29 protein-coding genes and 1 pseudogene are annotated in these 24,862 nt (G+C 53.2%); 8 read left to right on the top strand and 22 right to left on the bottom strand.

The genetic code is table 11. The annotated features are described in order from the left end of the window. Positions 1–30 precede the first annotated feature (30 nt). From FJM65_RS08175 to FJM65_RS21720, 21 genes and pseudogenes are all read right to left on the bottom strand, one after another. A complete protein-coding gene (locus FJM65_RS08175) occupies positions 31–528 on the bottom strand; it encodes a KdsC family phosphatase (protein ID WP_140621007.1) in 498 nt (165 codons plus the stop codon). A gap of 120 nt (positions 529–648) precedes the next feature. Then, complete coding sequence (iscX, locus tag FJM65_RS08170) at positions 649–885, bottom strand: Fe-S cluster assembly protein IscX (RefSeq protein WP_140621006.1); 237 nt, start codon at positions 883–885, stop codon at positions 649–651. A 47-nt stretch (positions 886–932) separates the two neighbouring features. Beyond that, positions 933–1,262, bottom strand: coding sequence for a 2Fe-2S iron-sulfur cluster-binding protein (locus tag FJM65_RS08165; protein WP_140621005.1), 330 nt, complete (start codon positions 1,260–1,262; stop codon positions 933–935). A 109-nt stretch (positions 1,263–1,371) separates the two neighbouring features. After that, complete coding sequence (locus FJM65_RS08160) at positions 1,372–2,148, bottom strand: Rossmann-like and DUF2520 domain-containing protein (protein WP_140621004.1); 777 nt, start codon at positions 2,146–2,148, stop codon at positions 1,372–1,374. Between the two features lie 106 nt (positions 2,149–2,254). Then, positions 2,255–4,852, bottom strand: a complete 2,598-nt coding sequence (ccsA, locus tag FJM65_RS08155; RefSeq protein WP_140621003.1) for a cytochrome c biogenesis protein CcsA — start codon at positions 4,850–4,852, stop codon at positions 2,255–2,257. 100 nt (positions 4,853–4,952) lie between these two features. Continuing rightward, a complete protein-coding gene (locus FJM65_RS08150; RefSeq protein WP_140621002.1) occupies positions 4,953–5,378 on the bottom strand; it encodes a cytochrome c maturation protein CcmE domain-containing protein in 426 nt (141 codons plus the stop codon). Between the two features lie 96 nt (positions 5,379–5,474). Then, a complete protein-coding gene (locus FJM65_RS08145; RefSeq protein ID WP_239022877.1) occupies positions 5,475–5,741 on the bottom strand; it encodes a CcmD family protein in 267 nt (88 codons plus the stop codon). Continuing rightward, complete coding sequence (ccsA, locus tag FJM65_RS08140) at positions 5,728–6,393, bottom strand: cytochrome c biogenesis protein CcsA (RefSeq protein ID WP_140621001.1); 666 nt, start codon at positions 6,391–6,393, stop codon at positions 5,728–5,730. Before ccsA (FJM65_RS08140) ends, FJM65_RS08145 begins: the two co-directional genes overlap by 14 nt. Before the next feature lie 213 nt (positions 6,394–6,606). Next, positions 6,607–7,248 carry a heme exporter protein CcmB gene (locus tag FJM65_RS08135; protein WP_140621059.1) on the bottom strand — a complete coding sequence of 214 codons (642 nt, stop codon included), beginning with the start codon at positions 7,246–7,248 and terminating at the stop codon, positions 6,607–6,609. 317 nt (positions 7,249–7,565) lie between these two features. Next, positions 7,566–8,252, bottom strand: a complete 687-nt coding sequence (gene phoU, locus FJM65_RS08130) for a phosphate signaling complex protein PhoU (RefSeq protein WP_140621000.1) — start codon at positions 8,250–8,252, stop codon at positions 7,566–7,568. A 48-nt stretch (positions 8,253–8,300) separates the two neighbouring features. Further along, positions 8,301–9,065 carry a phosphate ABC transporter ATP-binding protein PstB gene (gene pstB / locus FJM65_RS08125; RefSeq protein ID WP_140620999.1) on the bottom strand — a complete coding sequence of 255 codons (765 nt, stop codon included), beginning with the start codon at positions 9,063–9,065 and terminating at the stop codon, positions 8,301–8,303. Between the two features lie 64 nt (positions 9,066–9,129). Then, the gene (pstA, locus tag FJM65_RS08120) at positions 9,130–9,987 is read right to left on the bottom strand and encodes a phosphate ABC transporter permease PstA (protein WP_140620998.1); all 858 of its coding nucleotides are present in this window, start codon (positions 9,985–9,987) and stop codon (positions 9,130–9,132) included. Beyond that, on the bottom strand, positions 9,980–10,855 hold the full coding sequence (pstC, locus tag FJM65_RS08115; protein WP_140620997.1) for a phosphate ABC transporter permease subunit PstC: 876 nt from the start codon (positions 10,853–10,855) through the stop codon (positions 9,980–9,982). The genes pstA and pstC overlap by 8 nt, the downstream gene beginning before the upstream one ends. Positions 10,856–10,924: 69 nt before the next feature. Then, positions 10,925–11,923, bottom strand: a complete 999-nt coding sequence (locus tag FJM65_RS08110; RefSeq protein ID WP_140620996.1) for a PstS family phosphate ABC transporter substrate-binding protein — start codon at positions 11,921–11,923, stop codon at positions 10,925–10,927. A 105-nt stretch (positions 11,924–12,028) separates the two neighbouring features. Beyond that, positions 12,029–13,216, bottom strand: coding sequence for a porin (locus FJM65_RS08105; protein WP_219855959.1), 1,188 nt, complete (start codon positions 13,214–13,216; stop codon positions 12,029–12,031). A 493-nt stretch (positions 13,217–13,709) separates the two neighbouring features. Next, positions 13,710–14,840, bottom strand: a complete 1,131-nt coding sequence (locus FJM65_RS08100; protein WP_140620995.1) for a hypothetical protein — start codon at positions 14,838–14,840, stop codon at positions 13,710–13,712. A gap of 69 nt (positions 14,841–14,909) precedes the next feature. Further along, positions 14,910–17,639 carry a TonB-dependent receptor gene (locus tag FJM65_RS08095; protein ID WP_140620994.1) on the bottom strand — a complete coding sequence of 910 codons (2,730 nt, stop codon included), beginning with the start codon at positions 17,637–17,639 and terminating at the stop codon, positions 14,910–14,912. A gap of 624 nt (positions 17,640–18,263) precedes the next feature. After that, positions 18,264–19,223 (bottom strand): AAA family ATPase, encoded by a 960-nt coding sequence (locus FJM65_RS08090; RefSeq protein WP_140620993.1) that lies wholly within the window; start codon positions 19,221–19,223, stop codon positions 18,264–18,266. Between the two features lie 183 nt (positions 19,224–19,406). Then, complete coding sequence (locus FJM65_RS08085) at positions 19,407–20,678, bottom strand: tyrosine-type recombinase/integrase (protein WP_140620992.1); 1,272 nt, start codon at positions 20,676–20,678, stop codon at positions 19,407–19,409. 73 nt (positions 20,679–20,751) lie between these two features. Beyond that, a complete protein-coding gene (locus tag FJM65_RS08080; RefSeq protein WP_239022876.1) occupies positions 20,752–21,228 on the bottom strand; it encodes a S24 family peptidase in 477 nt (158 codons plus the stop codon). A 21-nt stretch (positions 21,229–21,249) separates the two neighbouring features. Continuing rightward, positions 21,250–21,447 (bottom strand): annotated as a pseudogene (locus FJM65_RS21720) (helix-turn-helix domain-containing protein); the annotation flags it as partial. A 135-nt stretch (positions 21,448–21,582) separates the two neighbouring features. On the opposite strand from FJM65_RS21720, the gene FJM65_RS08075 reads away from it, so the two are divergent. Both FJM65_RS08075 and FJM65_RS21635 read left to right on the top strand, forming a co-directional pair. Further along, a complete protein-coding gene (locus FJM65_RS08075) occupies positions 21,583–21,843 on the top strand; it encodes a hypothetical protein (protein ID WP_140620990.1) in 261 nt (86 codons plus the stop codon). Between the two features lies 1 nt (position 21,844). Continuing rightward, positions 21,845–21,973 carry a hypothetical protein gene (locus FJM65_RS21635; RefSeq protein ID WP_262710937.1) on the top strand — a complete coding sequence of 43 codons (129 nt, stop codon included), beginning with the start codon at positions 21,845–21,847 and terminating at the stop codon, positions 21,971–21,973. Here FJM65_RS21635 and FJM65_RS08070 read toward each other — a convergent pair whose 3' ends face one another. Next, positions 21,974–22,171, bottom strand: a complete 198-nt coding sequence (locus tag FJM65_RS08070; protein ID WP_140620989.1) for a hypothetical protein — start codon at positions 22,169–22,171, stop codon at positions 21,974–21,976. A 69-nt stretch (positions 22,172–22,240) separates the two neighbouring features. On the opposite strand from FJM65_RS08070, the gene FJM65_RS08065 reads away from it, so the two are divergent. The 6 genes from FJM65_RS08065 to FJM65_RS08045 all read left to right on the top strand — a co-directional run bounded on the left by FJM65_RS08065 (position 22,241) and on the right by FJM65_RS08045 (position 24,861). Further along, complete coding sequence (locus FJM65_RS08065) at positions 22,241–22,528, top strand: hypothetical protein (RefSeq protein ID WP_140620988.1); 288 nt, start codon at positions 22,241–22,243, stop codon at positions 22,526–22,528. Between the two features lie 2 nt (positions 22,529–22,530). Then, positions 22,531–22,815, top strand: a complete 285-nt coding sequence (locus tag FJM65_RS08060) for a hypothetical protein (RefSeq protein WP_140620987.1) — start codon at positions 22,531–22,533, stop codon at positions 22,813–22,815. A gap of 10 nt (positions 22,816–22,825) precedes the next feature. Beyond that, the gene (locus tag FJM65_RS21215; RefSeq protein WP_181163672.1) at positions 22,826–23,002 is read left to right on the top strand and encodes a hypothetical protein; all 177 of its coding nucleotides are present in this window, start codon (positions 22,826–22,828) and stop codon (positions 23,000–23,002) included. Between the two features lie 90 nt (positions 23,003–23,092). Next, complete coding sequence (locus FJM65_RS08055) at positions 23,093–23,293, top strand: hypothetical protein (RefSeq protein ID WP_140620986.1); 201 nt, start codon at positions 23,093–23,095, stop codon at positions 23,291–23,293. Between the two features lie 107 nt (positions 23,294–23,400). Then, positions 23,401–24,201 carry a phage replication initiation protein, NGO0469 family gene (locus FJM65_RS08050; protein WP_140620985.1) on the top strand — a complete coding sequence of 267 codons (801 nt, stop codon included), beginning with the start codon at positions 23,401–23,403 and terminating at the stop codon, positions 24,199–24,201. A gap of 240 nt (positions 24,202–24,441) precedes the next feature. Further along, a complete protein-coding gene (locus tag FJM65_RS08045; protein WP_140620984.1) occupies positions 24,442–24,861 on the top strand; it encodes a hypothetical protein in 420 nt (139 codons plus the stop codon). Position 24,862: the final 1 nt, after the last annotated feature.

The following is a 24,862-nucleotide window of genomic DNA, read 5'->3' as shown; positions in this document are numbered from 1 at the left end:
TATTTTTAAAATAGTATAAATACAGTATGGCTACCAATTATCCTGCGCTTTCATAATGGTTTCAATGAGCTCGCGCACGGCTCCCCGGCCTCCGGCTTTGGTGGCGACGAAGGTAGAGATAGCCTGGATGTCGTCGGCGGCATCGGCAGGGCAGGCGCGCAGGCCGCAGCGCTGCATCACCTCGTAGTCGGGCATGTCGTCGCCCATGTAGGCCACCGTGGCCGGGTTGATGCCCTGCATGTACAGGTAGTCCTCCAGCGCCTCTATCTTATCGTCTATGCCCAGAAACATGTCCTCTATGCCCAGCTGCTCCAGGCGGCGGCGCACCCCCGGCTCATTCTTGCCCGAAATAATGGCTACCCGAAAGCCCTGGCTGATGGCATGCTTAATGGCAAAGCCGTCTTTGATGTTAAAGGCACGCACCTGCTCGCCGTCGGCAAAGCAGTACAGCAGGCCGTCGGTCAGCACGCCGTCCACATCAAAAATGAAGGTGTTGATGCGGGTAAGGTCGGTTTGGGTGATAGACATACGTATGAAGTATAAAGTAAGCTTTACGGTATAGTTTAAGCAGTAAAAAAGGCCCTTTTTACAAAGGACCTTTAAAAGTATAGAAAATTCTGAATTTATGCTTTGTAGCGCGGCTAGGTTTTAGTCTTGGTTGTCGCGCCACTCATACACCCATGCCGCCTGGATCTGCTCCAGGTGGCCTTCGTTGGCTTGCTCGCGGGTGCCCTCAAAGTTCGGCAGCGACAGTACCCACTCCAGCAGGTCGGTGAAGCGGATGCGGTATATTTTAGACTCTGAAAAGTCATCGCCAAACTTCTCATAAAGCGCCATGGCAATGTCTTCGTAATCGTTCCAGTGTATTGGTGGCTCGTAGCTCATACTTTCTTTTTCCGTTATCAGGGGTTGATAATTGGTGAATACTCTGTTTAGTGGCCCAGGAAGTCCTGCTCCGGGATGGTGACCACAATGTCTTCGTTGCCTTGCACCACGCACTGGCAGCCCAGGCGGGAGTTGATGCGCGGGTCTACGGCGCGGTCGATGTAGTCTTCCTCCTTGTCAGAGATGTCGGGCAGGTCGTCCATGCCGGCCTCTATGTATACATGGCAGGTGCTGCAGCCGCACACGCCGCCGCAGTTGTGCTGCAGCTTTATATCGTTGTTCAGCGCCACATCCAGCACCGACTCCCCCTCCACGGCGGGGTGCGTTTCGTCCGGGGAGCCGTCTGCGAATTTAAAGGTTATATTTACAACTTTCATGTCAGTGTCTTTATGCTAAAGTGCAAAGTTACAAAGCCAGCCTGCCGAATCAAAGTATACGCCTCGGCTTATGGTGCTGCCTTCTTTAACAGGCCTGCGGGGTAAATGGTTAGGGCTTTGTTGGGGTGGCCTGTATACTTTGCGTTAGCAGCCGGTAAATCTCCTGCAGGCGGGGGTGCTGCTGCAGCATTTGCAGGTGCTCCTCTACCACGTTTTGGTCGTGGCGGATGGCGGGGCCGGTTTGTACGTGGTAGGGGTTGTGCTGCATGACCTTGGCCACCGTTTCCTGGATGAGCGGCTGCAGCAGGTGGAGCGGCAAATCAGCCTCCTGCAGCAGCTGGCGGCTGATGCCCAGCAGGTGGTTGGTAAAGTTGCAGGCAAAAACGGCAGCCAGGTGCAGCTGCTTTCTAGCTCCCGATTCCACGGCCTCCACGGTATGGCTTATACTTTGCCCCAGCGCCTGCAGCTGCTGCCTTGTGGATTCGTTCTGCGCCTCCACCAGCAGCGGCACCTGCGTAAAGTCCACCGGTTTGCTTTTAGAGAAAGTTTGCAGCGGATAGAACACGCCTGTTCGTGCGCCATGCACGGCATCAAGTATACTTAGCGGCTGCGAGCCGGACGTGTGCGCCACAATTGTGCCCGGCTTTACCTGCAGCGCCGCGGCAACAGCGGCAAGGGCGGCATCGGGCACGGCAATCAGCACGGCTTCGGCATCGCTACTTTGCAGGTTCAGGGAGGCGGTAGGCTGAGCGGCCACCAACTTGGCCAACTCCTCTCTGGTGTCTTTGGAGCGGCTGTAGATAGGGGTTATAGTATGGCCAGCCTTCTGCAGCGCCTGCGCCAGGTGCCAGCCCACATTACCCGCTCCGATCAGGGCTATATTCATACTTGTTTTATACTTGGTGCCGCCGGCAAGTTACGTGCTGCGGGCTGCAAAACAAAAAGAGCCCTTGCTATGGCAGCAAAGGCTCTTTGATAGTTGTCGGCAATGCTTACGCAGCCTGTACTTTTCGTTTTTTCTCTCTTGGGGCGGCAGGCTTGGCTTTTGCCTTGCCCTCGTTGCGGCGCACAATGGCCATTACAAAGCCAATGCCCATCACAATAGTGCCAATCCAGAGGATGTTCACGAACGGCTTTTCAATGGCTTTCAGAATGATGTAGTCTTTCTGCGAGGCATTCACACCGATTTTAAACTTGTTGTTCTCCGGGTCGATGTTGAGGAACGTGAGGCGAAGGCCCAGGTCGCCGATCTCTTCCGGAACACGGCCCATCATCTGGTTCTTGATCATCAGCACTGGGTGCGCGTGGTACTGCTTGCGCTCGCCAAATATTTTCAGGTCGGCCTGCACCGCCACGTCGCCCGGTTCCAGCGTCACGCCCGGCACCTGGTCTATTTTCTCGATGCCGTTAAACACGGCAATGTAATCGTTCAGGATGATGGTGTCGCCGGCTGTCAGGTCATACTCCTGCAGCTCGCCCCAGTCCTTCTCCTCGCTCGGGTCCGGCACAGACGATACGTGCGTGTACAGGTCCATGCTGGCAAAGTGCTTGATGTCCGGAGAGGCCAGCAGGCCCATGTTCGGGTTCACCTGCGCGCGCGGGTAAAGCGTGAATGTTTTGTCGCCCTCGCGCTCCTTGTACTGCACCTGGTAAAAGGTGTTTTCCGGAGAGTACAGGTCCAGGGTATCGCCTGTCTCAAAGTATACTTTGTCGTTCGCTTTTATAGGGCCGCGGGCAATGGCTTTGTAAGGATCAGGCGTCGGGAAGAGCAGCTCACGGTTTACGTAGCCGGGCACGCCGATCACCTCCTGGAACTGGCCGTGGTAGCTCACGGAATACTTGTCCATGTCCACGGGCGTGTTGCGCCACAGGAGCACGTTGTCGTGGTTTATCTCATCCGGAAACTCACGGGAATACACCATGCCCGACGTGTTTTGGGAGATGATGTTATCGTAGCCCGACGAGAACAGGATGCCCAGCAGCATTAAGGCAATGCCGATGTGCGCCACAGCGCCCCCCGAAAGGGTCACTTTTTTATGCAGCAGGCTCAGAATAATGCTCAGGTTGGCAAACACGGCAAACAGCGAAGCCACCAGCAGGATAATAAACACCGGGTTGTTCATCGTCTCGTGCAGCATGCCCATTTTGGAAAGCACGATAACAAGGCTGGCAAACAGCAGCGTGAGCATGCCCGGAATAGTAATGGCATCCACAAAGCTGCTTTTCTCGCCTTTGCGCCACCACAGCAGCTGGCCCACGCCGGTAAGTATGGCTACGGCTACGCCGCCCCACAACTGGAACTTGGTATAGTGGGCGATCTGGTCGGCTGGCAGGGCCGCGTTAGACTCTATGCCGATAAATCCTAAGAATGAATTGTAAACCGGGATGGAAGTGGTAAACAGCACCTGAAACGCAGCCAGGCACAGCACAATCGCGCCGATAAACACCCAGAACTCGCCGCTGTAGGTCGTAAGCTCCTTATCGGTGGTCGGGATGCTCTTCCAGCGGTACACCAGCAGGCCAACAGCCAGCACAGCAAAGGCAGCCAGGTAGGTAAACAACTGCCCCGATAGGCCCAGGTCGGTGAAAGAGTGGACGGAGGCGTTGCCCAGGATGCCGCTTCGGGTAAGGAAGGTGGCGTAAAGTATAAGTATAAACGAGGCGATCACCAGGAGGTAAGAGGCTTTGAGGCCTGATTTGCCACGGTTATAGGCCACCATGGTATGGATGGCGCCCACCAGCACCAGCCACGGGATGTACACGGCGTTCTCCACCGGGTCCCAGTTCCAGTAGCCCCCGAAGTTCAGGGTCTCGTAAGCCCAGTAAGCACCCATCATGATACCGATGCCCAGCGTTACTGCTGCAAAGTGAGCCCACGGCAACGAAGGCTTGATCCACTCATGAAACTTGCCTTTCCAGAGGCCGGCCATTGCAAAGGCAAACGGCACCAGCGTGGCGGCAAAGCCCAGGAACAGCGTTGGCGGGTGAATCACCATCCAGTAGTTTTGCAGCAGCGGGTTAAGGCCAGTGCCGTCGGCAGGCACAAAGTTCGGGTCCATGGCAAACACCGGCGTGTCTGGCATAAAGTCGCGCATCAGGATGAAAGGCGAGGAGCCGATCTTCAGGTCGCCGATCACCACGCCCAGGATCATGGAGGTAAGGAAGAGCTGCACAAAGGAGAACATGCCCATCACAGGCGCTTCCCAGGTTTTGTTCTTTTTGCCGCTGTTGATCAGCACCACGCCCAGCACCACATGCCAGAAAACCCACAGCAGGAAAGAGCCTTCCTGGCCCTCCCAGAAGCTGGAGATCATGTAGTGTACAGGCAAGTGATCGGAGGAGTGGCTCCAGGCGTAATAATACTCGTAGCGGTGCTCGTAAATGATGTTGAACAGCGCGAAGATGATCATCAAAACGGCGGCACCGTGCACGTAAAAAGCCCAGCGGCCCAGCTTGCGCCAGCTGTCGTCGCCGGAGAGCTCTACCGTGGCACGAGACGCCATAAAGTATGCGTAGGAAGACACAATGGCCGCCACAAAAGCCACAATCACACTTGCATGGCCAATATCCCCGATCAGCGTATTAATCATTTTTTATAGTTAGAGAGTTAAAGAGTTAGAGCGTTTGGGAGTTAGAAAGTTGAAAGCTAATGTATCATCACTCTTTAACTCCCAAACTCCTAAACTTAAGTTACAGGCTTGCTGTGTTCTGCTGGATTTCTTTCTCCACATACTTAGACGGGCACTTCAGCAGGATCTTGTCGGCCACAAACACATCGTTTTTCATGCTTCCGGTTATCACTACCTGCTCAGAGCGCTCAAAGTCCTGCGGTTTCGGGTTGAAGTACACCACCTTCTGCTCGTAGCGGTTCGTGTCTACAAGGGTAAAGGAGAAGTAGTTGGGGTCTACCAGCGGGTCGTAGTTCATATCCACGATGTGGCCCTGGGTGTCCTTCTTCAAGCGCCCTACCACGTGCACCTTGGTCATGTCGCCGTCCTGGGCAAGCTCAATGGCCTCGCCGAAGGAGACATAAGTGCTGGCGTCGCCTACCGAAGACATGATGATAACAATTGCCACGGCAATTACTAAAATCCCGATGATGTGTGTCTTTTTCATCCTGATAAAAGTATGGGTAATGTTTTTCTGTTAGCCTAACACGCTGCAGCTTAATATAAATCCATGGCTGCAGGCTTATTTTATACTTACTAGCTGCTAATCGCGCATTTGTTTTTCCAGGCGGCTCACCTTGCGGTCCAGCACCACCAGGTAAATGATCAGGCCGGTGAGCACGGTAAGCAGCACGATAACCACCACGTAGATCTTGCCTTCCTGGCGCAGGGTGTCCGCCATTTCTACTTCCGGTTGCTGGGCCGAGGAAAGCTCTACCTCGGTTTGGGCCGGCTGGGCTTTTGCCGGCTGCAGGCCTGCCATGCTCCCAAGTATAAAGCACCACAGGGCCACGATTCTAAACAGTCTCATATAAGCGTTGTCTCAGTATTTCTAATCTCGATTTTACGTTCACGATCCAGATGCCCAGCAGCGTCCAGCCGATAACGGCAGGGTAAAACACCATGCGCAGGCTACTGTCCAGGTCGTAGGTGTTAAAGCCGGGGTTGCCGCCGTTGCCCGGGTGCAGCGAGTCGGTGAGGCGCGGCAGGATAAAGAGCAGCGGGATGAGCGCGGCAAAGGCGAAGATGTTGTACACGGCACTGATGCGCGCGCGCTGCTGCTGCTCGTTAAAGGAGCTGCGCAGCACCAGGTAAGCAAAGTAGATGAGCAAGCCGATGGCCGAGGCGTTCTGCTTCGGGTCGTTGCTCCAGTACTCGCCCCAGGTAAACTTTGCCCACTCCATGCCGGTCACAATGCCCAGCACCCCGAACAGGATGCCCACTTTAGCCGCCTCAAAGGCAATCACGTCGTTTTTAACGGTGGGGTTGCGGAGGTACTTGATAGAGTAGACCACCGATGTCGTCAGGATCAGGATCATGCCGAACCACATGGGCACGTGAAAGTATAAGTTGCGGATGGTCTCGTTCAGGATGGCCAGCCGCGGCACGTTAGAGAGCATGCCGGCCACTACGGTAAACACCAGTAGCACTACGGCCAGCGCCTTCCACCAATTCTTTTTCATATTATTTAGATGCTAGATATCAGGCAATAAATGTTAGAGTTCTTTCTCACCGGTTATACTTTATAGTTCTGGACATATTTATACTTTGCTTTACATACAGCAAAAGCCAATGCAGATGGTACAAGTATCGGTTCCTGTTTTCAATAACAACGCTTATCGCTTCTGTTTCTGTTCCAGTTTTTCACAGCGTATCGCCTAACATCCAGTGCCTGCTCACGAACGCCAAAGGTACGGGAATAAGATGTAAGAAACAGTGACAACAATCATGTTTATGGCAAGCAGGGTAAGCAGTTCGTCGAGGCTGGCGCTACGGTTGAGGCCATCCATGGCGTTTTTAGACATTTTAATGAGCATGAGCAGCATCGGCACGATCACCGGGAAGCTGAGCACGGCCATTAGGGTGCTGCTGTTTGCCGCCTTGCTGGCAATGCTCGAGATCATGGTGAGCGAGGTGGAGAAGCCCACGGCGCCCAGCAGAATGGAGAGCAGGAACATGGGCACATCCTGCACCGGGTTGCCCAGCACAAATCCATAGAACACAAAACAGATAAGGGCCAGCAGCAGCATGAGCGCCGTGTTGTAAATGATCTTGGCCAGGATAATGCCCTGCGGGCTTACAATGGAGTAAAAGTATAGCAGCCGCCCGCGGTTCTCCTGCATAAAGCTTTTGGCGATGGCGTTAACCGACACGAACAAAAGTATAATCCAGAGCATGGCGTTCCAGACAGGTGCCACAAGGATGTTGGACCGCATGCCAAAGCTCAGGTAGCACACAAACACCACGCTGCCCACATACAGCAACATGCCGTTTAGCGCATACTTCTGCCGCCACTCCAGCACCAGGTCTTTCCGAATCAGGTATAAAATCTCTTTCAGCAGCACTTTCTTACGGTTTTGGCCCAAAGTTAAGGCACAAATCGTTGCAAAGGTAATCTAAGAGAGAGAGTTTGGGTGTTAATGAGTTATAAGGCCTGGAAGTTGAGCAGTTGTAAGGTGGCTGCGGGCCTCGGGTTATACTTTGGCTGTTAGTAGTATAAAGTATAAACTTCATCCTGGAGCAGACAAACAAAAAAGCACGAACCGCTGCGGCCCGTGCTTTCTGGGTATTTATCCTATACTTTTATACTTTGCCGGATCATCAATGTAACAATCCAACCATTTAACAATCAAGCTTAATCTTCCTTTTTCTTCTTCTTTTTCTTGTCGCTTTTGTGTTTGATGATCTTGGCATCGCGGTAGAAGATGATCTCCTCGGCAATGTTTGTTACCTGGTCTCCCACACGCTCCAGCTTTTTGATGACGGCATGCACGGCCAGCGCCTCGGCAATCTTATCAGGGTGCTCTGTCATGAACTTGGCCACTACTGTGTCTGACTTGCGGTGGATCTTGTTCAGGTCCTTGTCGCGCTTGATGATGGCTTTCGCCAGTGCGGTGTCGTTGTTTTGGAAGGCTTTGCGGCAGTCTACCAGCATTCCCAGCGCCTCCTCAAACATGGGCAGCACTTTGGCCTGCTCCAGCAGCTGCGGGTCGGCGGGGGCTTTTAGCTGTTTGGCAAAGCGCGCCACGCCCTCGGCAGAGTCGCCGACGCGCTCCAGGTTCGAGTTGATCTTCAGCACAGCCAGCACCAGGCGCAGGTCTACGGCCACGGGCGTAAACAGCGCAAAGAAGTTCTCGCACATGCGGTCTATCTTCACATCGAACTGGTTTACCTTGCGGTCGCGCTTTACCACCTGCTTAGCCAACTCCACGTCAGCGGTCAGCATGGCCTGTTGGCAAGCCTGCACCTGATACTCCACCAGGTCCCACATCTCCAGCAGCTTTGTTTTTATTCGGTTTAACTCAGTGTCTAATTGAGGCATCTTGATCTTATTTTGAGTGAGAAACTACCAATGCAATAACAGGAGCGCTTAACCGAAACGGCCCGTGATGTAATTTTGGGTGCGCTCATCCTTTGGGCTGGTGAACATGGTTCTGGTCTTGTTGTGCTCCACCAGCTCGCCCATGTAAAAGAAGGCGGTGTAATCGCTCACCCGGCCTGCCTGCTGCATGTTGTGGGTCACGATCACAATCGTATACTCGTTCTTCAAAGTATAGATCAGCTCCTCTATCTTGGCCGTGGAGATCGGGTCCAGGGCCGAGGCGGGCTCATCCATCAGCAGCACCGACGGCGAAATGGCCAGCGCGCGCGCAATGCAAAGGCGCTGCTGCTGCCCTCCCGATAGCGCCAGCGCCGACTTGTTCAGCTTGTCCTTTACCTCATCCCACAGGGCCGCGTGGCGCAGCGATTTCTCAGCGGCCTCTTCCAGCACCGATTTCTTCTTGATGCCCTGTATCTTCAGGCCGTACACCACGTTCTCAAAAATGCTCTTTGGAAACGGGTTGGGTTTCTGGAACACCATACCCACCTCTTTGCGCAGTTCATCCACGCGGATGTCCTTGTTGTAAATGTCTCTGCCGTCCAGCAGGATCTGGCCCTCAATCCTGAAGCCGTCTATGTAGTCGTTCATGCGGTTAAAGGTGCGCAGAAACGTAGACTTGCCGCAGCCCGAGGGGCCGATAAAGGCCGTCACGGCTTTCTCTTCCATGGCAATGTTGATGTTCTTCAGCGCGTGGAAGTCTCCGTAGTAGGCATCGAGGTTTTTAGCCTCCAGTTTATTCTCTTTTTTACTCATATACAAAAGCGAAAGGGTGCAGGGCGAACGTTTAAGTTATACTTTTTTGGTGCCGCGGGCAGCTTTACCACCTTATCTTTTTCTGCTGCTTGTTACGCAGGTATACGGCAATGCCGTTCAGCAGGAAGGTAATGACCAGCAACACGATAATGGCCGCCGCCGCATTGGTCAGGAACTCCTCCTGTGGCCTGGACGTCCAGTTAAAGATCTGAATAGGCAGCACCGTAAACTCATCCAGCGGCGAGCTTGGCGTAAAGGGCACGTACGCCAGCGCCCCAATCACAATAAGCGGAGCGGCCTCGCCCACCGCCCTCGACAGGGCCAGGATGATACCGGTAAGGATGCCGCCAAACGAAGCAGGCAGTACCTGGTGCCATATTGTTTGCCATTTAGAGGCTCCCAGGGCATACGAGCCGTCGCGGATGCTGCGGGGCACGGCTTTAACGGCCTCGCGGGTGGTTACGATGATGATCGGAAGTATGAGCAGCGACAGCGTGAGCGCCCCTGCCAGCAGGCTGCCGCCCAGGCGCATCTGCCGCCCAAATATCTCCAGGCCCAGCAAACCATAGATGATAGAGGGCACACCGGCCAGGTTCGCGATGTTGATCTCCAGGAAGTTTGCCAGCCTGTTTTTCCTGCCGTACTCCTCCAGGTATATGCCGGCCCCCACGCCCAGCGGAAAGGCGATCAGCGTGGTGAGCACCAGTATCCAGAGGGTGCCGGCCCAGGCGGTAAGTATGCCGGCGCGGCTGGCCCTGCGCGAAGGCAGGCTCGTGAGGAAGTCCCAGTTGATGCGGGTAATGCCCTCGGCCACAATATCAATAAGGAAAATGGCCAGCACCACCAGCCCGATAAAGGTGCAGAAGATGCCAAATACCTGAAAGGCCTTATCTTTTAGCCTGTTGATGTCTGAGTTAGTCATACTTTTCCTGGTATTTCTTTTTGATCCAGAAGCTGAGGTTGTTTAGGGCAAACGTGAAGACGAAGAGCGTGATGCCTGCCGCAAAAATGGTTTTATACTCCAGCGAGCCGCGCGGCACGTCGCCCATACTTACCTGCACAATATAGGTGGTGATGGTCTCGATGGGCACGAGCGGGTTGAGGGTAAGCCGCGGCTGCTGACCGGCGGCAATGGCCACGATCATCGTTTCGCCGACAGCCCTGGAAATGGCAAGTATAACCGACACCACAATGCCCGACGAGGCGGCCGGCACCATCACGCCAAAGGCCGTTTGCAGGCGCGTGGAACCCATGCCGTAGGCGGCTTCCCGCAGCGAGCGCGGCACTGAGCTAATGGCATCCTCGCTCAGCGAGGAGATCATCGGGATGATCATGATCCCCATCACAATGCCTGCCGAAAGCGCGTTAAAGCCTGCCAGCGAGGGGATGATCTTCTGAAGAAAAGGGGTTACCACGGTTAAAGCGAAGAAGCCGTACACTACCGTCGGGATGGTGGCGAGCACTTCCAGCATCGGCTTTACGATTTGCTTCATGCGGGCATGGGCGTACTCGTTCAGGTAAACGGCAATGGTGAGGCCGATGGGCAGCGCCACGGCAATGGCCACGCCTGTTGTGAGCAGGGTGCCGGTTACCAGGGGCATAATACCGAATTTCTTGTCGGCAAAGAGCGGCGTCCACTCTTTCTCAGTTAGGAAGTCGGACAGGGGCACTACCCTGAAGAAGCTGATGGACTCGGAGAGGAGCACCCAAATGATGCCCACCGTTACAAGTATGGTTATGACAGCCGATAACCACAGCAGGCCCTCGATGATTTTTTCTGATGTTCTCAAGGTGCTGGTTTGTTTTTGCCTCCCCTGCGGAAGCTAACTGCCGCAGGGGAGGTGATTAAAAGCTTGCTGTTATTTCTGGGTTGCTGCCTCTTTGGCCTTCGCGAAGGAGCTGAATTTCTCCTGCTGCTCCTTGTACATCTCCGCCGGAAGCGGAATGTAACCTACCTCCTGGCTAAGCTCAGGGGCGCTCTCTAGGTAGAAGTTCACGAAATCCACAACGGCTGGCGTGCTGGCTGCCTTCGAGTTTACGTAGATGAACAGCGGGCGGGACAGCGGAGCATAAGATCCGTCTTTTACCGTCTCCAGCGATGGCGCGATGGCGCCCTTTCCGTTGCTGTCGTCCATGTCATCCACTGGCACTACTTTTAGCTTGTCCTGGTTCTCCTCATAATAGGCAAACCCGAAAAAGCCCAGGGCGTTAGGGTCTGTAGACACGCCCTGCACCAGCACGTTATCGTCCTCGCTGGCGGTGTAGTCGCCGCGGCTGGAGCCGCTCTCACCCACAACAGCCTCTGTAAAGTAATCGTAAGTGCCTGATTCCACACCGGGGCCGTAAAGGTGAATTTCCTGGTCTGGCCACTCCGGGCGAATCTGGTTCCACTTCTTGATCTTGCCCTGCGCGGCAGGCTCCCATATCTTTTTCAGGTCCTCAGTGGTCATTTCCGTTACCCAGTTGTTCTCCGGGTGCACTACCACGGTTAGGCCGTCGTAAGCCACGGGCAGCTCTATGTAAGAGATGTTGTGCTCTTTGGCCGTTTCTTCTTCAGAGGGCTTTATCGTGCGCGAGGCATCCACAATATCGATTTCGCCGCGGGTAAACTTTTTAAAGCCACCGCCCGAACCGGACACGCCTACCGTTACCCGCACGTCCGGGGCTTCGGTGCGGTATTCCTCCGCCACGGCCTCGGTTATAGGGTACACAGTAGAAGAGCCGTCGATCTGGATAGTGCCGGAGAGGCCGCTGTTGGCTTCTTCGCCGTTGCCGCCGCCACAGGCGCTGAACAGAAGCGTTGACCCCAGCAGCACGGCGGCGCTAAGGTTCTTGTGAGGAAACGTAAGGTTTAACATAAGCCGAAGTTAATTTTGGTTGGTTTTATACTTTAGATGATGCCACCGCACTTGGAGTGGTATACTGCTATGTTTGCTAAGTGGTTGTAGATGTGAAGGTATGCTCTACAGCGCGACCTCCATTTGCAACCTAAACTGGTAAAAATTGTCTTTGCCGGGCTGGTCCTGCAGTGTCACGTCGCTCTGCACTTTCAGGCTGTGGCCCACAATGTACTTCGACAGCCCCAGCGTGTACTGCTCCTGCCCGTTTGTACCGGTAACCCGCTCCGGGTTAAAGGCGGTGTAGCGGCCTGCCACTTCCCAATTAGATTTAAAGAGATAGCCCGCCTGCAGGTTAAAGGCATTGCCGGTCAGGAACACCTCGTCTACCTTCCCGTCTTCCGTTCTGCTAAGCACAGGGCCGTCCGGGGCGGTGCGGTTGGCATACTCTGCCATGCTCGAAAAACCTCTATACTTAAACATGGCATCTACAAACACGGATTGCAGGTCGCGCTCGCCGCTCAAAAAGCTGCCCAACTGCCCGCGGGAGCGGTTAGTGTTGTCGTTAAAGTTATAGGCCGCTGCTATGGCCAGTTTTGGCGTTTCCTCGCGGGAGAGGTCGCCACCCACATAGGCGCCACTGCTTTCAAACTCGCCTAAAGGCATAAACTCTATTTTGCCGGTGTAGCTGTAGCCGCCGGTGTTGTCCACGGCTACGTCTCGTCCCTCGCCTGTAGAAACAGCCGCGCTCTCACGAAGTATAGCCTGGTTGCCTACCTGGTGTGTGTGGTGCAGCTGCAGGCCTGCGTCGCGGTCTATGTTAAAGCGGGAGTTCAGCAGGCTGCGGTCTACAAACTGCAGTTTCTGCGATGAGATGATACGCTCGCGGTTGCCCGGAAGCTTGGTCTGGCCTACCCAAAGCTCCCAGCCAGGGGCAAAGTTCCACATCGCCACCGCATCCAGGATGATGTTGCTGGCATTGTCGAACATCTCTGGCTGGTCGTTGCCGATGTCGTTGTTGCTCAGGCCGAGCTCAATTTTATACTCCAGTTTGGGGGAGTAGGCAAAACCTTCAAACTTCAGGCGGGCCCTGCGGATCAGGAACTTATCCTCCAGCTGCTCCATACTGCTGCTGCGCCCTCCCTGGTAGAGCATCTGAAAACGGGTGCCAAACTTAAGGCTGAAAGAAGAGTCGGCGGCCACGAACTGCAGGCCCTTGCCGAATTTAGAGTTGTTGATGGTTTGTGCTTTTGCAGTGCCTACCGTAAAGCATGCTAGTGCTATAAAGATTGTGGTTTTTAGCTTTTTGTACACAACACTTTGGGTTTGGGTGAGAAATAAGCTTCAGTCATTTAATAATTCCGTGTTTCGGGAAGCCTTAGAAGCAAGTATACTTTTAAATTCTAAAGGCAATCTGAAGAAAACAGAATTTATAGGTGTGGTGCCGTTAGCTAGTCAGGCTGAAGGCAAGTCACCATCATTTGCTAACCCAGCCGCACTAGTCAGGAGCGGCTGTGGCTTTTAATGATGGTGCAAAATAAGGCTATTGCTGTTACTTAAATGTTATTCCAATGTTAAACTAATGTTAAGGTATTGATTGCTGCTCGAGTTGTTTAAAAATGGGGAACATGGTTTTAATCAAGTTGTTAGCCTATTGCCTAGAAGCCACTGTCTATAATAACGTTAGGCCCTATAGGTAAATACATGTATGGGCGTGTGCCGCCCAAAGTTTCAAGCGAATAAGGAATAAAAAAAGGCTGTCACAAACATGCGCTTGTGACAGCCTTTTTTTGTTTTTGATAGCTACTTAGAAGTTGTAGCCAGTCCAGCTGAATGCTGATGTATTGGCTCCTGTGTTAGCATCGTTCGTTGCAATGGCAGCATTATCGGGGTTTTTAACTGCTGTGCCTGTAATTGTCACGCCGTTGTTATGATAGTTTATAACTGATGCCGCATGACCATTGCCCTTGCCGTCAGTCAGGTCTATAAGATCTGTGGCAGAACCGCCTTTAACAACCAGGTTCGAGATGGTGGCTTTAGCTCCTCTGCGCACTTTCACAGCATCCTGCATCTCAAAAGTAGATTCGTTTACGATCGTGATGTTCTTTAAGATAAAATCAGACTGGTTAACATCGCTCGGTGTGTTACCGTCCAGGTTGCCATCAGATTCAACGCCACGCGGATCGGATTCTGTGCTGGTATAGCCACTTTTCCAAACACCGTAGGCGTTATCCAACGTGCCGTTCCAACCCTGTGTAACATCAAACATGTCGTCGTCAGAATTTTCCACCAATAAGTTCTTGATACTTACGGAACCACCAAAAAATTCTACTCCGTCATCAGAACCGTTAGGGATGTAAATGTTCTCGATTCTTGTACCACTACCCACGCCATTTAAAGTTAAGCCATTATGCTCAATGTCGGCGGAGGACTTTGCGCCTGTGTACTCCAAAATAAGGTACTCCAGAACACCTGAGTTATCATTGTTGTTGTCGCCGCCATACATCGCAGTTGGGTTTACCTCTGCGGTGCTGGTAGTCACGACGCCAGTTGGGCCGGAGAGTTTTGCGCTGCCGTTTATAACCAAACCACCCCAGTCGCCCGCATTAGGAGTAGCTGCCCCAGATGTTATTCTTACCGGTTTGTCGGCTGTGCCGTTTGCAAAGATCTGACCACCTTGCTTAACCAGAATATACTTGTCGAAGCCCTTGTCAGCTTTAATAACTGTGCCAGCAGGTATGCGGAGCTTCCCGCCTTCAGCTACAATCAAAGTCCCTGTTAGTTTGTATTCAGTTTTCGGGTCAAGCGTGACATCGGTCGTGATATCACCGCTCAGCTCGCTGTCTATAGCAGGGGTTGGCTCTGTAACATCGTCGTCCTCCTTGCAGGAGAATAATCCTAGCGGAAGCAGTAATAGATAAAGCAGTGTCTTTTTCATCTTTTTTATTGTTTATGCGAAATTAGAATTGGGAGATTAACTGAATATGATAGGAAGGTTAACCAATTGTTAAAATTTGTATGTGGCGCCCAGATCGAATAAGACGCCTCTTTTGTAACTGCGAATGATAACGCTTTGAGGGTCTGTATCTGTGCCGGCACCTTCTCGGGTAAGCTTGTATGCCGGGTTTAAAAGGTTTCTGGCTTTCAGGTTGAATTTTAGGTGGTCGTTAACTCCCAAGGAGGTTACAAAATCCAGCGTCGTTATACTTTCCTCGATCAGGTTGTTAAAGCCACGTGTGCCTATTGTATGCACCTTGTCGCTTAGGTAGTTCAGCACAAGTGCAGAGGTTAAGTTGAGATTCTTTTCAGTTACCAGGTTATAAGTTAAATCGGCATTAAGTATGTAGGGCGCAGCGCCTTCCAGGGTGGATGAGGTGTTTTGCACAAAAAAAGTTGGGTCCAGGTTTACGTTGGTATGGATGTAGGAAGCATTTATACCAGCATTTATGCGATGTTTCTCGGCAAGGTTCATAAGTGATTTTCTCAACTCTACCTCTATACCTGCAGCAACTGCATGGCCCGAAACGTTTTCATAAGTTCTTAGACCTGCTGAGTTTCCCTGGTCTACCCGCGCAATGGGGTCTAAAATATGCTTGTAAAAGGCGTTAACCGACAGATGCTCGTCTGGTGATAAATAGTGATCCCACTTCAGGTCGAAGTTGTAGTTGGTAGAGACTTTCAGGTTCGGGTTGCCATTCTCGTTTCCATCGATCCCCAAGTAGATAAAGGGGGAAATCTCCTTATCCTGTGGGAGGGTATAGGTGCGGCTAACACCTGTTCTGATGTGGTTATTCTCGTTTAGCTCATACTTCGTGTTAAAGCTCGGCGACAAGAAGAATTTGTCTATGGTATTTGAGCCAACGTTAGCGCCACGGTTTACGCTATAGTTTATCTTAGTGTAGATATCGTCTGCCCTTAAGCCTGCGTTCAAAGTAAGCCTGTTCCCAAACCTGTGCACCAGGTCAACATAGGCGCCATGGTTCATTCTTTCAACATCGTAGGTATCTGAGAACTGCTCAAGTAGGAAATCGCCATTCGCTAAGTTCTCCTGGTTGAAAACAGGGTCCAGGCGTATGTCATCTAGCGGGAAAGTGGGGGCAGTGCTTTGGCCTCCGGCCCAGATAAGGTTATAAATTGGAGCCGAGAAGTCTTTAAAGCTTATTCTGCTGTCGTAGCCTACTTCAATATAAGATAGCTGCTCCGAATCCGGCGAAAGCGAGTATTGCAGGTTAGCTTTAGGGAGCACGGCCGTTTCAGTTATTTTACTGTTGAACCGCTGGGCTCTTCCTTCTCCCACACCCAGTTGTACCCTTCCGTCGCCGATAGAAGGAAGCATCACTATACGGCGGTCTGGCTCCTGGCCAATTACATTGTTTACCGCAGCACCTACATTGTAAGTTATCCTGTCAGATAGATTCCCGTTCCAGATAAGTTGGTTTATGAAAGCCGTGTTGTCATTGATCTGCAAACGCCTGATGTGCCCTTCGGAATTATAATCCTCCGCTACCTGAAACAGCTCCGTTTCCTTACCATAGAAGTTGATTGCCGCAGCTGTGGCCGTGTGCAGGTATAGGGAGTTGAAGTGCAGTTGACCCGGATTGAAGTTAAACTCCAGATTGGCCGCTAACATATGTGAAGCGTTACGGGAAGATTGCTGGTAGTCAAAATCACGGAATGGGTTCTCGGGATTGGTGGCCGTAATTAACCGGGTAACTCCTTCCTGGTAATTATACTTGTTGTCCATAGAGCCCATGACAAAGAAACGGTGTTTGTCCAGGAACTTGCTGCCCCCAGAAAAAGAAATGCCGCCGTTGAGCAGAGGCTTTCTCTGTATCGGGTCCAGCGAAGTATCAAAAGAGTAGTTATTTACATACCGTTCACCGTTTCGGCTTCTGGGGCCGTCTGATGCAGAGGCGTAGCCAAGCTCGTTCATGCCATCCGGAAGGTAAAAGTCACTGCCTATCACCTGGCTGTTTACGCCAGTAGAAATTCCAATTTGGAGCGCATTGTCATCAACAAGTTCTTTCGAATTAATATTGATCAACGCCCCGCCAACATCACCATTCATAGATGCTGTAAACACTTTGTTCACGTTTACCGACTGAATCATGTCGCTTGTGAAGAAGTCGAGCGAGATGTTCTTGAATTCAGGGTCTTCGGATGGTATGGCGAACCCGTTCAGGGTGGTTGTGTTATAGCGGTCGCCCAACCCGCGCACGAATACATTCTTTACACCGTCGCGTTTCGAGACGCCTGAAATTTTTGCAACCGCGCCTTCGGCATTGCTTACGCCTTTCCTTGTGAGCTCCTGCGCTCCAATGGCCTGCGTCGCTATTACCGCTTTCTTCTGATCTAAAAACAGAATTTGTTCAGTTTCCCTGTTTCCTTTTGCCGTTATGGTTACCTCTGCCAGCTGCGCCGTACTTTGTTCCATCGCCACGTCAACAGTGGCTGTCTTGCCTGCCGTCACAGTTATGTTAGCAATCGTTTTTGGCGTGTACGAAAGGCTGTTTACCTCCACGGTATAAGTGCCCTCCTTTACATTGTCAATGCGATAATTGCCGAAAGCGTCGGACGGAGCGCCCAATCCTGTGCCTTGCAATTTTATGATGGCGCCAATTAGCTCTTCGCCGTTTTTAGCGTCTTTAACAACCCCCTGTATGCTGCCGGTCTGCGCATGCACGCATATAAAACCGGATAACAGGAAAAATAGAACTGTGGTGAGAAGCTGTCGCATAATAATGATAGTCTTAATTTATTGCGACAAAGGTAGAGGGGCTATGTTACCTCAGTATTAATGGGAGTTTAACATTCTATTAACCGGATGCTTTTTGGGGTGTAAGAGGTTGATAAGTAGGTAAATATATCGGTTTTGTTAGCAGCTCTGGGGGCTGGGGGGAGAGCTTAGGACAGCTACAGCCGGAAGGAACAGGTGGGTTTAATAAATTGGTAATCTTGTAGTAACCTGTAGCTAATATTGCCGCTCTAGATTTGTTCCATCAGCCCTTCTCTCATAAAGTTACTGGTTGCACATGTATGGGTGAGAAACATCGTGGCAGCCAGGAGCAGGCGGCTTAGTCACCCGCTCTGCGAGAACCCGCCATTTGGCGGGTTTCTTTATTTATATCTTTCTCAGGAAGTATAACTTTAGAGGACCACGCCACATAGTTTTATCAAAGTATAAATGGTAAAAAAAATCTCCCGCTGCAGCCAGGTGCAGCGGGAGATACTTGGTACAGGAGAGGGTTAGCCAGCATTAGGCATACCTCAAGCTGCAATTAACCCACCCCTAACCCCTCCTCGGAGGGACAGGTTATACCTGCACGATAATAGTAGATCGCACCTTAGGTTAGCTATTGTTCTAGCTGATCGGCACCTTCCGAAGTATGGACTCTATGAAATCCTTGGTGCGGATGCCGTCGGCCTCGGCCTCGTAGTTAAGTATGATGCGGTGGTTCATTACATCGTAGGCCACCTCTTTAATATCCTCCGGCAGCACGTAGTCGCGGCTGTCGAAGTAGGCCACGGCCTTGGCGGCACGGTTCAGGGCTATACTTGCCCGCGGCGACACCCCGAACTGAATGTATGGCGCATACTCCAGCAGGTCGTACTCGGCGGGGCGGCGGGTGGCAAACACCAATTCAATAATGTAACGCTCCAGCGTTTCGGAGATCTGCACCTGGTTTATCTCGTTCCGGATGGCGAAGATATCCTCCTTGGAAAGCACCTTCGTCACTGCATCGGTAAAGCCCATATTGGCCATGCGGCGCATAATCTCCAGTTCGTCTTCCTTCTTGGGATAGTCGATGTATACTTTCATCATAAAGCGATCTACCTGCGCCTCAGGCAGCGGGTAGGTGCCCTCGTGCTCCACGGGGTTCTGGGTGGCCAGCACCAGGAAGGGCAAATCCAGCCGGAAAGTGGTTTCGCCGATGGTTACCTGTTTCTCCTGCATGGCCTCCAGCAGCGCCGACTGCACCTTGGCCGGAGAGCGGTTCACCTCGTCGGCAAGTATAAGGTTGGCAAACACGGGTCCCTTCTTCACCTCAAAAACAGAGGCGTTCTGGTTATAGATCATCGTGCCGATGAGGTCGGAGGGAAGCAGGTCGGGGGTAAACTGGATGCGCTGGAAATCGAGGTGCAGCGCCTTGGACAGCGAGTTGATGGTAAGGGTTTTGGCCAGGCCGGGAACGCCTTCGAGTAAAATATGGCCACCCGTAAACAAGCCGATCAGCAGGCGGTTCACCATATAGGATTGGCCTACTACCACCTTGGCTACCTCGCTGAAAACCTGCCGTATCTTAAGTTGATATGTGTTCACGTTATCCGGATAAACTGATCTGAGCTGCGGCTTGCATAGCCAACCGCCGTTGTGCGCCTAAATATAGGCATAATACCGTTGTTTTGCTTCGGTGCGGCTCACGAATGTAAGAACCGCCTTTTTTTACCTTACCGCATGCCCCCTTTCGCCTTGTTTGCGCATCGAAAACGCGGCAATGTTTCCCTATTGTTTCCCTACCTTCCCGTACACCTGCGCGCTCACCTCATCCACCGCCTCGCGGCGCAGCCGCTCCACGTAGCGCTCGGTTGTTACGACCGAGGCGTGGCCGACCATCTCCTGCACCTTGCGCAGGTCGCCCGTAATACCCAACACCGTGTCGGCAAAGGTGTGGCGCTGCATGTGGGTGCGCAGGCTGAAGGGCAGCCCGGCTAGCGTGGACAGGATCTTAAGTGAGCTGTTCACGGACTTGTTCACGTCCCGCAGCCTGCTAAAGAAGCCCTTGTCATCGAGCGCGTCGTGCTGGGGGCGGATATAGGGGAAGATGTATTTGCCCCTGGGCGTGTACTGGCTCAGCACCCAGTCGATGCCGGCGTGGCGCGCCACCACCTTCTTGCGCTTGGCGCGCTTGCGGGGGTGGTAGGTCACGTGCGTGTCGGTCACGTCCTCCCAGCGCAGGGTCACCACCTCGGCAAAACGGGCGCCGTGGAGGAAATATTGCATCAGGAACACGGCCCGGGCGTGCGGCACCATGCGGCAGCGCCGGGGGATCTCCACCTCCATGAGCGAGAGGAGCTGGTCGGAGGTGGGGCGCAGCATGGGCGCGTCCTCGGTCTGCAGGGGCGGCACGTCAAAGGGGTTCTGCAGGGGCGGCAGGTAGCCCTCCAGCACGGCCTTGGAGAAAATGGTGCGGCACTGGGTCATGGTAACGTTCACGGTGGAGGCCTTCAGCCCCTTGCCCAGTAGGTGGGCCACCAGGTTGGACCCGAAGGCGGGCGTGAGCGCCTCGGGCTCGTTGGCGGCCTCCCCGGCAAAGCCCAGCACGTTGCTCAGGGCCGTCTCGTACACCGTGGCGGTGCCTGCCTGGCGCTGGTTCCGCTTCCGGCGGATCCACTCCCGGAAGAAGGAAAGGAAGCCTTTCTGCGCGGCGGCCTCCTTTTTCTTAAAGCGCTCCTCGAAAGCCGCGCGGATCTCCGCCGCGCTGAGGTCGGGGTTTTTGCCGGCGATGTGCTGCAGGTCGGCCATGTCCTGCTTGATGGCCCGGTTGTAGCGCTCGTGCAGCACCTCGGAGGTGCGCACCCAGTTCTCCTTCAGGAAGGAGCCGTCGGGGTTCCAGTCACCCTTGCGGCGCGCGTCCTTCTTCCTGGGCTCGCCCTTGACGTAAATGCCCGTGTTGTAGTAGCTGTGCTGGCGGTGCTTGGTGATGCGTATCCGCACGGCGCGCGTGCCGTCCAGGCGCTTGTCGGGCTTCAGGGTTGCTTTCAGGGTAACAGCCATATATAAAGGAATGCTTTCTTCAAAGGTAAGCAACTTATACTAATACTAATAGCACAAGCTACCCTTGTTAGCACTACGCCATGCTGTTGATCCTGATACTGGCCTTTATATAAGCCAGGGCGCGGATGTTCTTCAGCGGAATGTCAATAGGGGAGTGGTGCTGGTTCTGGCTCACCAGCTTTACGTACTCGTTGCCCTCGTCTGACTTCTGGATGTACTTGACCAGGGTGAGCAGATCGCCGCCGATCTCTGCAGAGAGCAGGTACATCTCGCCCCACAGGATGCCGTTGGCTATATCCTGCACCTGCTTATACATCACTATGTCGCCTGATTTCAATAAAGGGTACATCGAGTCGCCGCTAATGTGCACGGCCCCGTCGCAGCGCGGCAGGTTGGGTACCCGGATAAAGTCCAGGATGTTCTCTGAGTTGCTGAACAGCTTGGTTAGGCCCGCCGCGGCCTCGAAGTCGTAGAGCGGGATCTCCTGTTCCTCTACCCGTTTGTCTGATGGTTTGGTGTACTCTTGTAGTTTGTTTTCTTTTAGTAGCACGTCTTCTCCTCCTTCTCCATCTATAAGCCAGTCTAATGATATGCTATATGTTCTGCTATAGAACATTGCTAGCTCCAGATACTTTGCCATTTCATCATTCTCAAGTTTGGAAATACTTGAGCGAGGTATGTTTGACAATTCTGATACCTGACCTTGCTTAAGGCTTAGATATTCTCTAGCCTTTATAAGTCTTTGACCTATAGTCTGTTGAGTGTTCAATGTTCAGAAATTGAAAATTATTTTCAGAAATATGTTCTTTTTTTGAAACTAGGTATTGCAATGTTCAGTAATAGAACATACATTTGTAATAACAATAGCACTAATACTAATAGCAACGCAAACTAAGAAAAGGCAATGGTAACTACAAGCACACCGACCATCCGCGAGCTGATGCCGGATGACTACACGACGAAGATCTCGGACATGGTCCGCGCAGAGGGCAAGGCCGCCCCGTACTCCAGCAACCTCTCCGACATCGTCGGCAAGGAGCGCATCACTTCCAAGTATTGGGTTTACGTAGAGCGCCTGGCGCTGGCCACAGACCCGGATGCCTACAAGGCGCGCATGGCGGAGATCCGCGAGGTAAGAGGCCTGAACCCTGAAAGCGAGGAATAGCATGGTAAGGATACACACCCAGGTGCTGGAAGACGGGAAGCCCGGATCCACTACCATCACCACTTACTACTTCTTCGGTATCCCCTTCTGGCGGGTGACAGAGACAAAGCAGGGCGGACGATACGGTTGATCAGCGCTGGAGCACAAACGTGGTGATTACGATAGCCTTTTGGCCCCCATCGCTCACCGCCGTCTCGGCAGAGCCAACGAGCCAGCCGTCCTCCAGGTCCTCCTGGATGCTCGGGGTGAGGTCATATTTGAGAGTCATGCCATTCTCTTTGTTCGGCCAGTCGAGGCGCTGCATCACGGTGATTATCTTTTGCTCCATTTTAAAGGGTTAGTATACCCGCGTTTATACGTCTTTAATTAAATAAAAGCTATAAAAGTATATATAAATATGGCAGTAGTTGTCGAAAAAACTGAACACGACGCCCTGGCCCGCGAGGTGCGGGAGCTCAGGGGTGAGCTAGAGGACCTGCGCGAGCTTCTGGACACAGACATAAAGGGCAGCAAGGCCGCCGCCGCCAAGGCCGGCATCAGCGTGCGCACCCTGGAGCTGGAGCGCGACCGCCCCGACACGGTGATCGAGTACAAGAAGGTGGGCCGCTCGGTGTCCTACTCCCTGGCCTCGCTCATCGCCTACCGGAAGGCCAAGCGCATCCCCAAGCTGCAGATAGCCTCCTAGCCATGGAAGCGACAGAGACCATGGCGCGGCACGAGCAGTACGTGCAGGCGGTGGATGAGTTCCTCTCCGAGTTCCGCGTGCACCTTTTGGCAGACCTGGATGAACGCCCCGACGCCACCAACTCCATCACCGAGGTGATGGGCACCCTGTCGGTGGAGACCTTTGACGTGCAGATCGCCCACCACGAGCGCTTCCACGGGAAGTTCTCCTTTGAGCTGGATGACCTGCTGAAGAAAATGGCCCGCTCCAGAATTGACATGCGGGTCAAGAATTTAAGGCTTGTATAACACAGCATTTATGAAAGCACCTGTACAGTATAAAACAGCGGAGGGTGTGCTGATCGCCAGCACCAAAACCCCGACCTACGCCACCCGCACGAGGGCGGCCAAGAAGGCCAAAGAAAAGGGCCACAGTACCTTATATGAACAGCACGGCGAGCAGCGCCGCTACAACCTGAGCGCTTACATCAAGTAACCCAAACCTCATACCCATACCCTTATGATCAGAGAAAAGATTAAGGCAGCGGCGCTCGGAGCGCTGGGCCTGACCGGGATCCTCCTTGCCATGAGTATCGGCATTCTGATGGTGTACGCCGACCTTTCCGAGGAGCAGATGCAGTTCCTCACCGACCTCTTCCTGCTGTCCTTCACCCTGGGCGGCGTGCTGGTGGGGATTGCCGGACACCTCTACGACGCTATCTGCGAGGCCGAGCGCCTGGAGCGCCAGCGCAAAATACAGCACTTCAGGGGGAGGGTAGGGGCATGAAGGTAAGGGATTGTCTTCAGCCCGTGATGATCGTCAGGCTCTCGGAGTTAATCCGCCTGTCAAAACTTAAAAAGTAAACCATTTTTCAAACCATAAATAGCAATCAAATGTCACAGTCAAATCAACCAGCGACAACCGCCGAATTCGACGAGTTCTATGCACCAGCAGAAAGCTCTGGCTCCAGCACACCGCCTATCGAGGCCGGAAACTACCTGGCCCGCTGCTTTTCCATGGTCCTGCTCGGCACCTTCGACGACGAGTACCAGGGCAAGGTTTCCAAGCGCACCAAAGTGCGCATCTCCTTTGAGCTCCCCACGGAGATGCATGTCTACAAGGAAGAGGATGGAGAGCAGCCCCGCATTATTTCAAAGGAGTACAACTTCTCCATGAATGAGAAGGCCTCCATGCGCAAGGACCTGGAGAACTGGAGAGGCAAGAAGTTTACTGACGAGGAGGCATCAAAGTTCAACATCGCCAAACTGTTGGGTGTGCCGTGCATGCTCAACGTGATCCAGAAGGTAAGCAAGAGCGGCAACACCTATTCGGTGATCTCCTCTATATCACCGCTTCCCAAGGGGTTTAACTGCCCCGAGCAGGTCACGCCATCTTTTACCTTCTCCGTGAAGAGTTTCAACCAGGAGAAGTTCGACTCGCTGCCTGACTTCCTGAAAAAGAATATACAGGAGAGCGACGAGTACAAGGCCCAGTTCGGCAATGCCGCACCGGCCGCCCAGGCGCAGCAGGCGCCGCCTGCCCAGGCCAAGTATGTGCCAGGACAGGGTGTCATGCCGCCGACCCCTGCCCCCGCGGCGCAACCGGCCGCTCCAGCTGCAGCCCCTGCCCCCGCGGCACAGCAGGGCGCCATCGGGTGGGGTAACCCGCAAGACACCGACGACCTGCCTTTTTAGAGCGGCAGGAGGCCTTCTATAGGATAGACAGAGAGGCGAACCGAATTAAGGTTCGCTTCCCTTCCCCTCCTGCCACCTCCATCAAGCGGCACCTGACCCACCGGGGTTTCGATGCCGAGCCGGGAGAGCTGGTGTGGGAGCGGCAGCTCTCCCCGCAAACCGTCATGCACGCCATCCAGGCGGTGACGCAATACAATCAAAGTTTGACAGCTTAAAGCAAGAATTGATACTTCACAAACCATGAAACTTAAAATATTCGACATCACCAACACGCCGAAGGCGCAGCCGAAGGGTGTTCCCTTTCTGTCTGTGTCGGCCGCTGGATGCTTTACTATCAACAAGGTACTGGAAGAGCAGCTTACCCTGAAGGAAGGCGCTGCCGTGAAATTGGCCCAGGATGAGAGCCGGCCAAAAGACTGGTTCCTGATCGTTCTGCCAGCCAGGAAATCTTATTCTTCAGACCAGAGCACTGCAGAAGGATTCCTTATTCGCCGCACCTCCAAGCACCTGTGCTTCAACAGTGCCGGCATCAAAGACTTGCTCTTTAAGTCGGTGGGGTACCCGGGGAAGTCCGGCCGCATCCAGATTTCCCGTGAGCCTATCCAGCACGATGGGCTCACCCTGATCCCGCTCATCACCTCCACTTCAAAAGTTAAGTAGC

It is taken from the genome of Pontibacter mangrovi (assembly GCF_006385705.1).
In the GTDB taxonomy this organism is placed as follows: domain Bacteria; phylum Bacteroidota; class Bacteroidia; order Cytophagales; family Hymenobacteraceae; genus Pontibacter; species Pontibacter mangrovi.
This window is presented reverse-complemented; position numbering and strand designations above follow the sequence as displayed.

What these genes read in the sequence shown, in the direction of transcription:
- FJM65_RS08175 (WP_140621007.1), bottom strand. Translation starts at nt 528, where the DNA reads ATGTCTATCACCCAAACCGACCTTACCCGCATCAACACCTTCATTTTT.
- iscX (WP_140621006.1), bottom strand. Translation starts at nt 885, where the DNA reads ATGAGCTACGAGCCACCAATACACTGGAACGATTACGAAGACATTGCC.
- FJM65_RS08165 (WP_140621005.1), bottom strand. Translation starts at nt 1,262, where the DNA reads ATGAAAGTTGTAAATATAACCTTTAAATTCGCAGACGGCTCCCCGGAC.
- FJM65_RS08160 (WP_140621004.1), bottom strand. Translation starts at nt 2,148, where the DNA reads ATGAATATAGCCCTGATCGGAGCGGGTAATGTGGGCTGGCACCTGGCG.
- ccsA (WP_140621003.1), bottom strand. Translation starts at nt 4,852, where the DNA reads ATGATTAATACGCTGATCGGGGATATTGGCCATGCAAGTGTGATTGTG.
- FJM65_RS08150 (WP_140621002.1), bottom strand. Translation starts at nt 5,378, where the DNA reads ATGAAAAAGACACACATCATCGGGATTTTAGTAATTGCCGTGGCAATT.
- FJM65_RS08145 (WP_239022877.1), bottom strand. Translation starts at nt 5,741, where the DNA reads ATGAGACTGTTTAGAATCGTGGCCCTGTGGTGCTTTATACTTGGGAGC.
- ccsA (WP_140621001.1), bottom strand. Translation starts at nt 6,393, where the DNA reads ATGAAAAAGAATTGGTGGAAGGCGCTGGCCGTAGTGCTACTGGTGTTT.
- phoU (WP_140621000.1), bottom strand. Translation starts at nt 8,252, where the DNA reads ATGCCTCAATTAGACACTGAGTTAAACCGAATAAAAACAAAGCTGCTG.
- pstB (WP_140620999.1), bottom strand. Translation starts at nt 9,065, where the DNA reads ATGAGTAAAAAAGAGAATAAACTGGAGGCTAAAAACCTCGATGCCTAC.
- pstA (WP_140620998.1), bottom strand. Translation starts at nt 9,987, where the DNA reads ATGACTAACTCAGACATCAACAGGCTAAAAGATAAGGCCTTTCAGGTA.
- FJM65_RS08110 (WP_140620996.1), bottom strand. Translation starts at nt 11,923, where the DNA reads ATGTTAAACCTTACGTTTCCTCACAAGAACCTTAGCGCCGCCGTGCTG.
- FJM65_RS08100 (WP_140620995.1), bottom strand. Translation starts at nt 14,840, where the DNA reads ATGAAAAAGACACTGCTTTATCTATTACTGCTTCCGCTAGGATTATTC.
- FJM65_RS08095 (WP_140620994.1), bottom strand. Translation starts at nt 17,639, where the DNA reads ATGCGACAGCTTCTCACCACAGTTCTATTTTTCCTGTTATCCGGTTTT.
- FJM65_RS08085 (WP_140620992.1), bottom strand. Translation starts at nt 20,678, where the DNA reads ATGGCTGTTACCCTGAAAGCAACCCTGAAGCCCGACAAGCGCCTGGAC.
- FJM65_RS08075 (WP_140620990.1), top strand. Translation starts at nt 21,583, where the DNA reads ATGGTAACTACAAGCACACCGACCATCCGCGAGCTGATGCCGGATGAC.
- FJM65_RS21635 (WP_262710937.1), top strand. Translation starts at nt 21,845, where the DNA reads ATGGTAAGGATACACACCCAGGTGCTGGAAGACGGGAAGCCCGGATCC.
- FJM65_RS08070 (WP_140620989.1), bottom strand. Translation starts at nt 22,171, where the DNA reads ATGGAGCAAAAGATAATCACCGTGATGCAGCGCCTCGACTGGCCGAAC.
- FJM65_RS08065 (WP_140620988.1), top strand. Translation starts at nt 22,241, where the DNA reads ATGGCAGTAGTTGTCGAAAAAACTGAACACGACGCCCTGGCCCGCGAG.
- FJM65_RS08060 (WP_140620987.1), top strand. Translation starts at nt 22,531, where the DNA reads ATGGAAGCGACAGAGACCATGGCGCGGCACGAGCAGTACGTGCAGGCG.
- FJM65_RS21215 (WP_181163672.1), top strand. Translation starts at nt 22,826, where the DNA reads ATGAAAGCACCTGTACAGTATAAAACAGCGGAGGGTGTGCTGATCGCC.
- FJM65_RS08055 (WP_140620986.1), top strand. Translation starts at nt 23,093, where the DNA reads ATGAGTATCGGCATTCTGATGGTGTACGCCGACCTTTCCGAGGAGCAG.
- FJM65_RS08050 (WP_140620985.1), top strand. Translation starts at nt 23,401, where the DNA reads ATGTCACAGTCAAATCAACCAGCGACAACCGCCGAATTCGACGAGTTC.
- FJM65_RS08045 (WP_140620984.1), top strand. Translation starts at nt 24,442, where the DNA reads ATGAAACTTAAAATATTCGACATCACCAACACGCCGAAGGCGCAGCCG.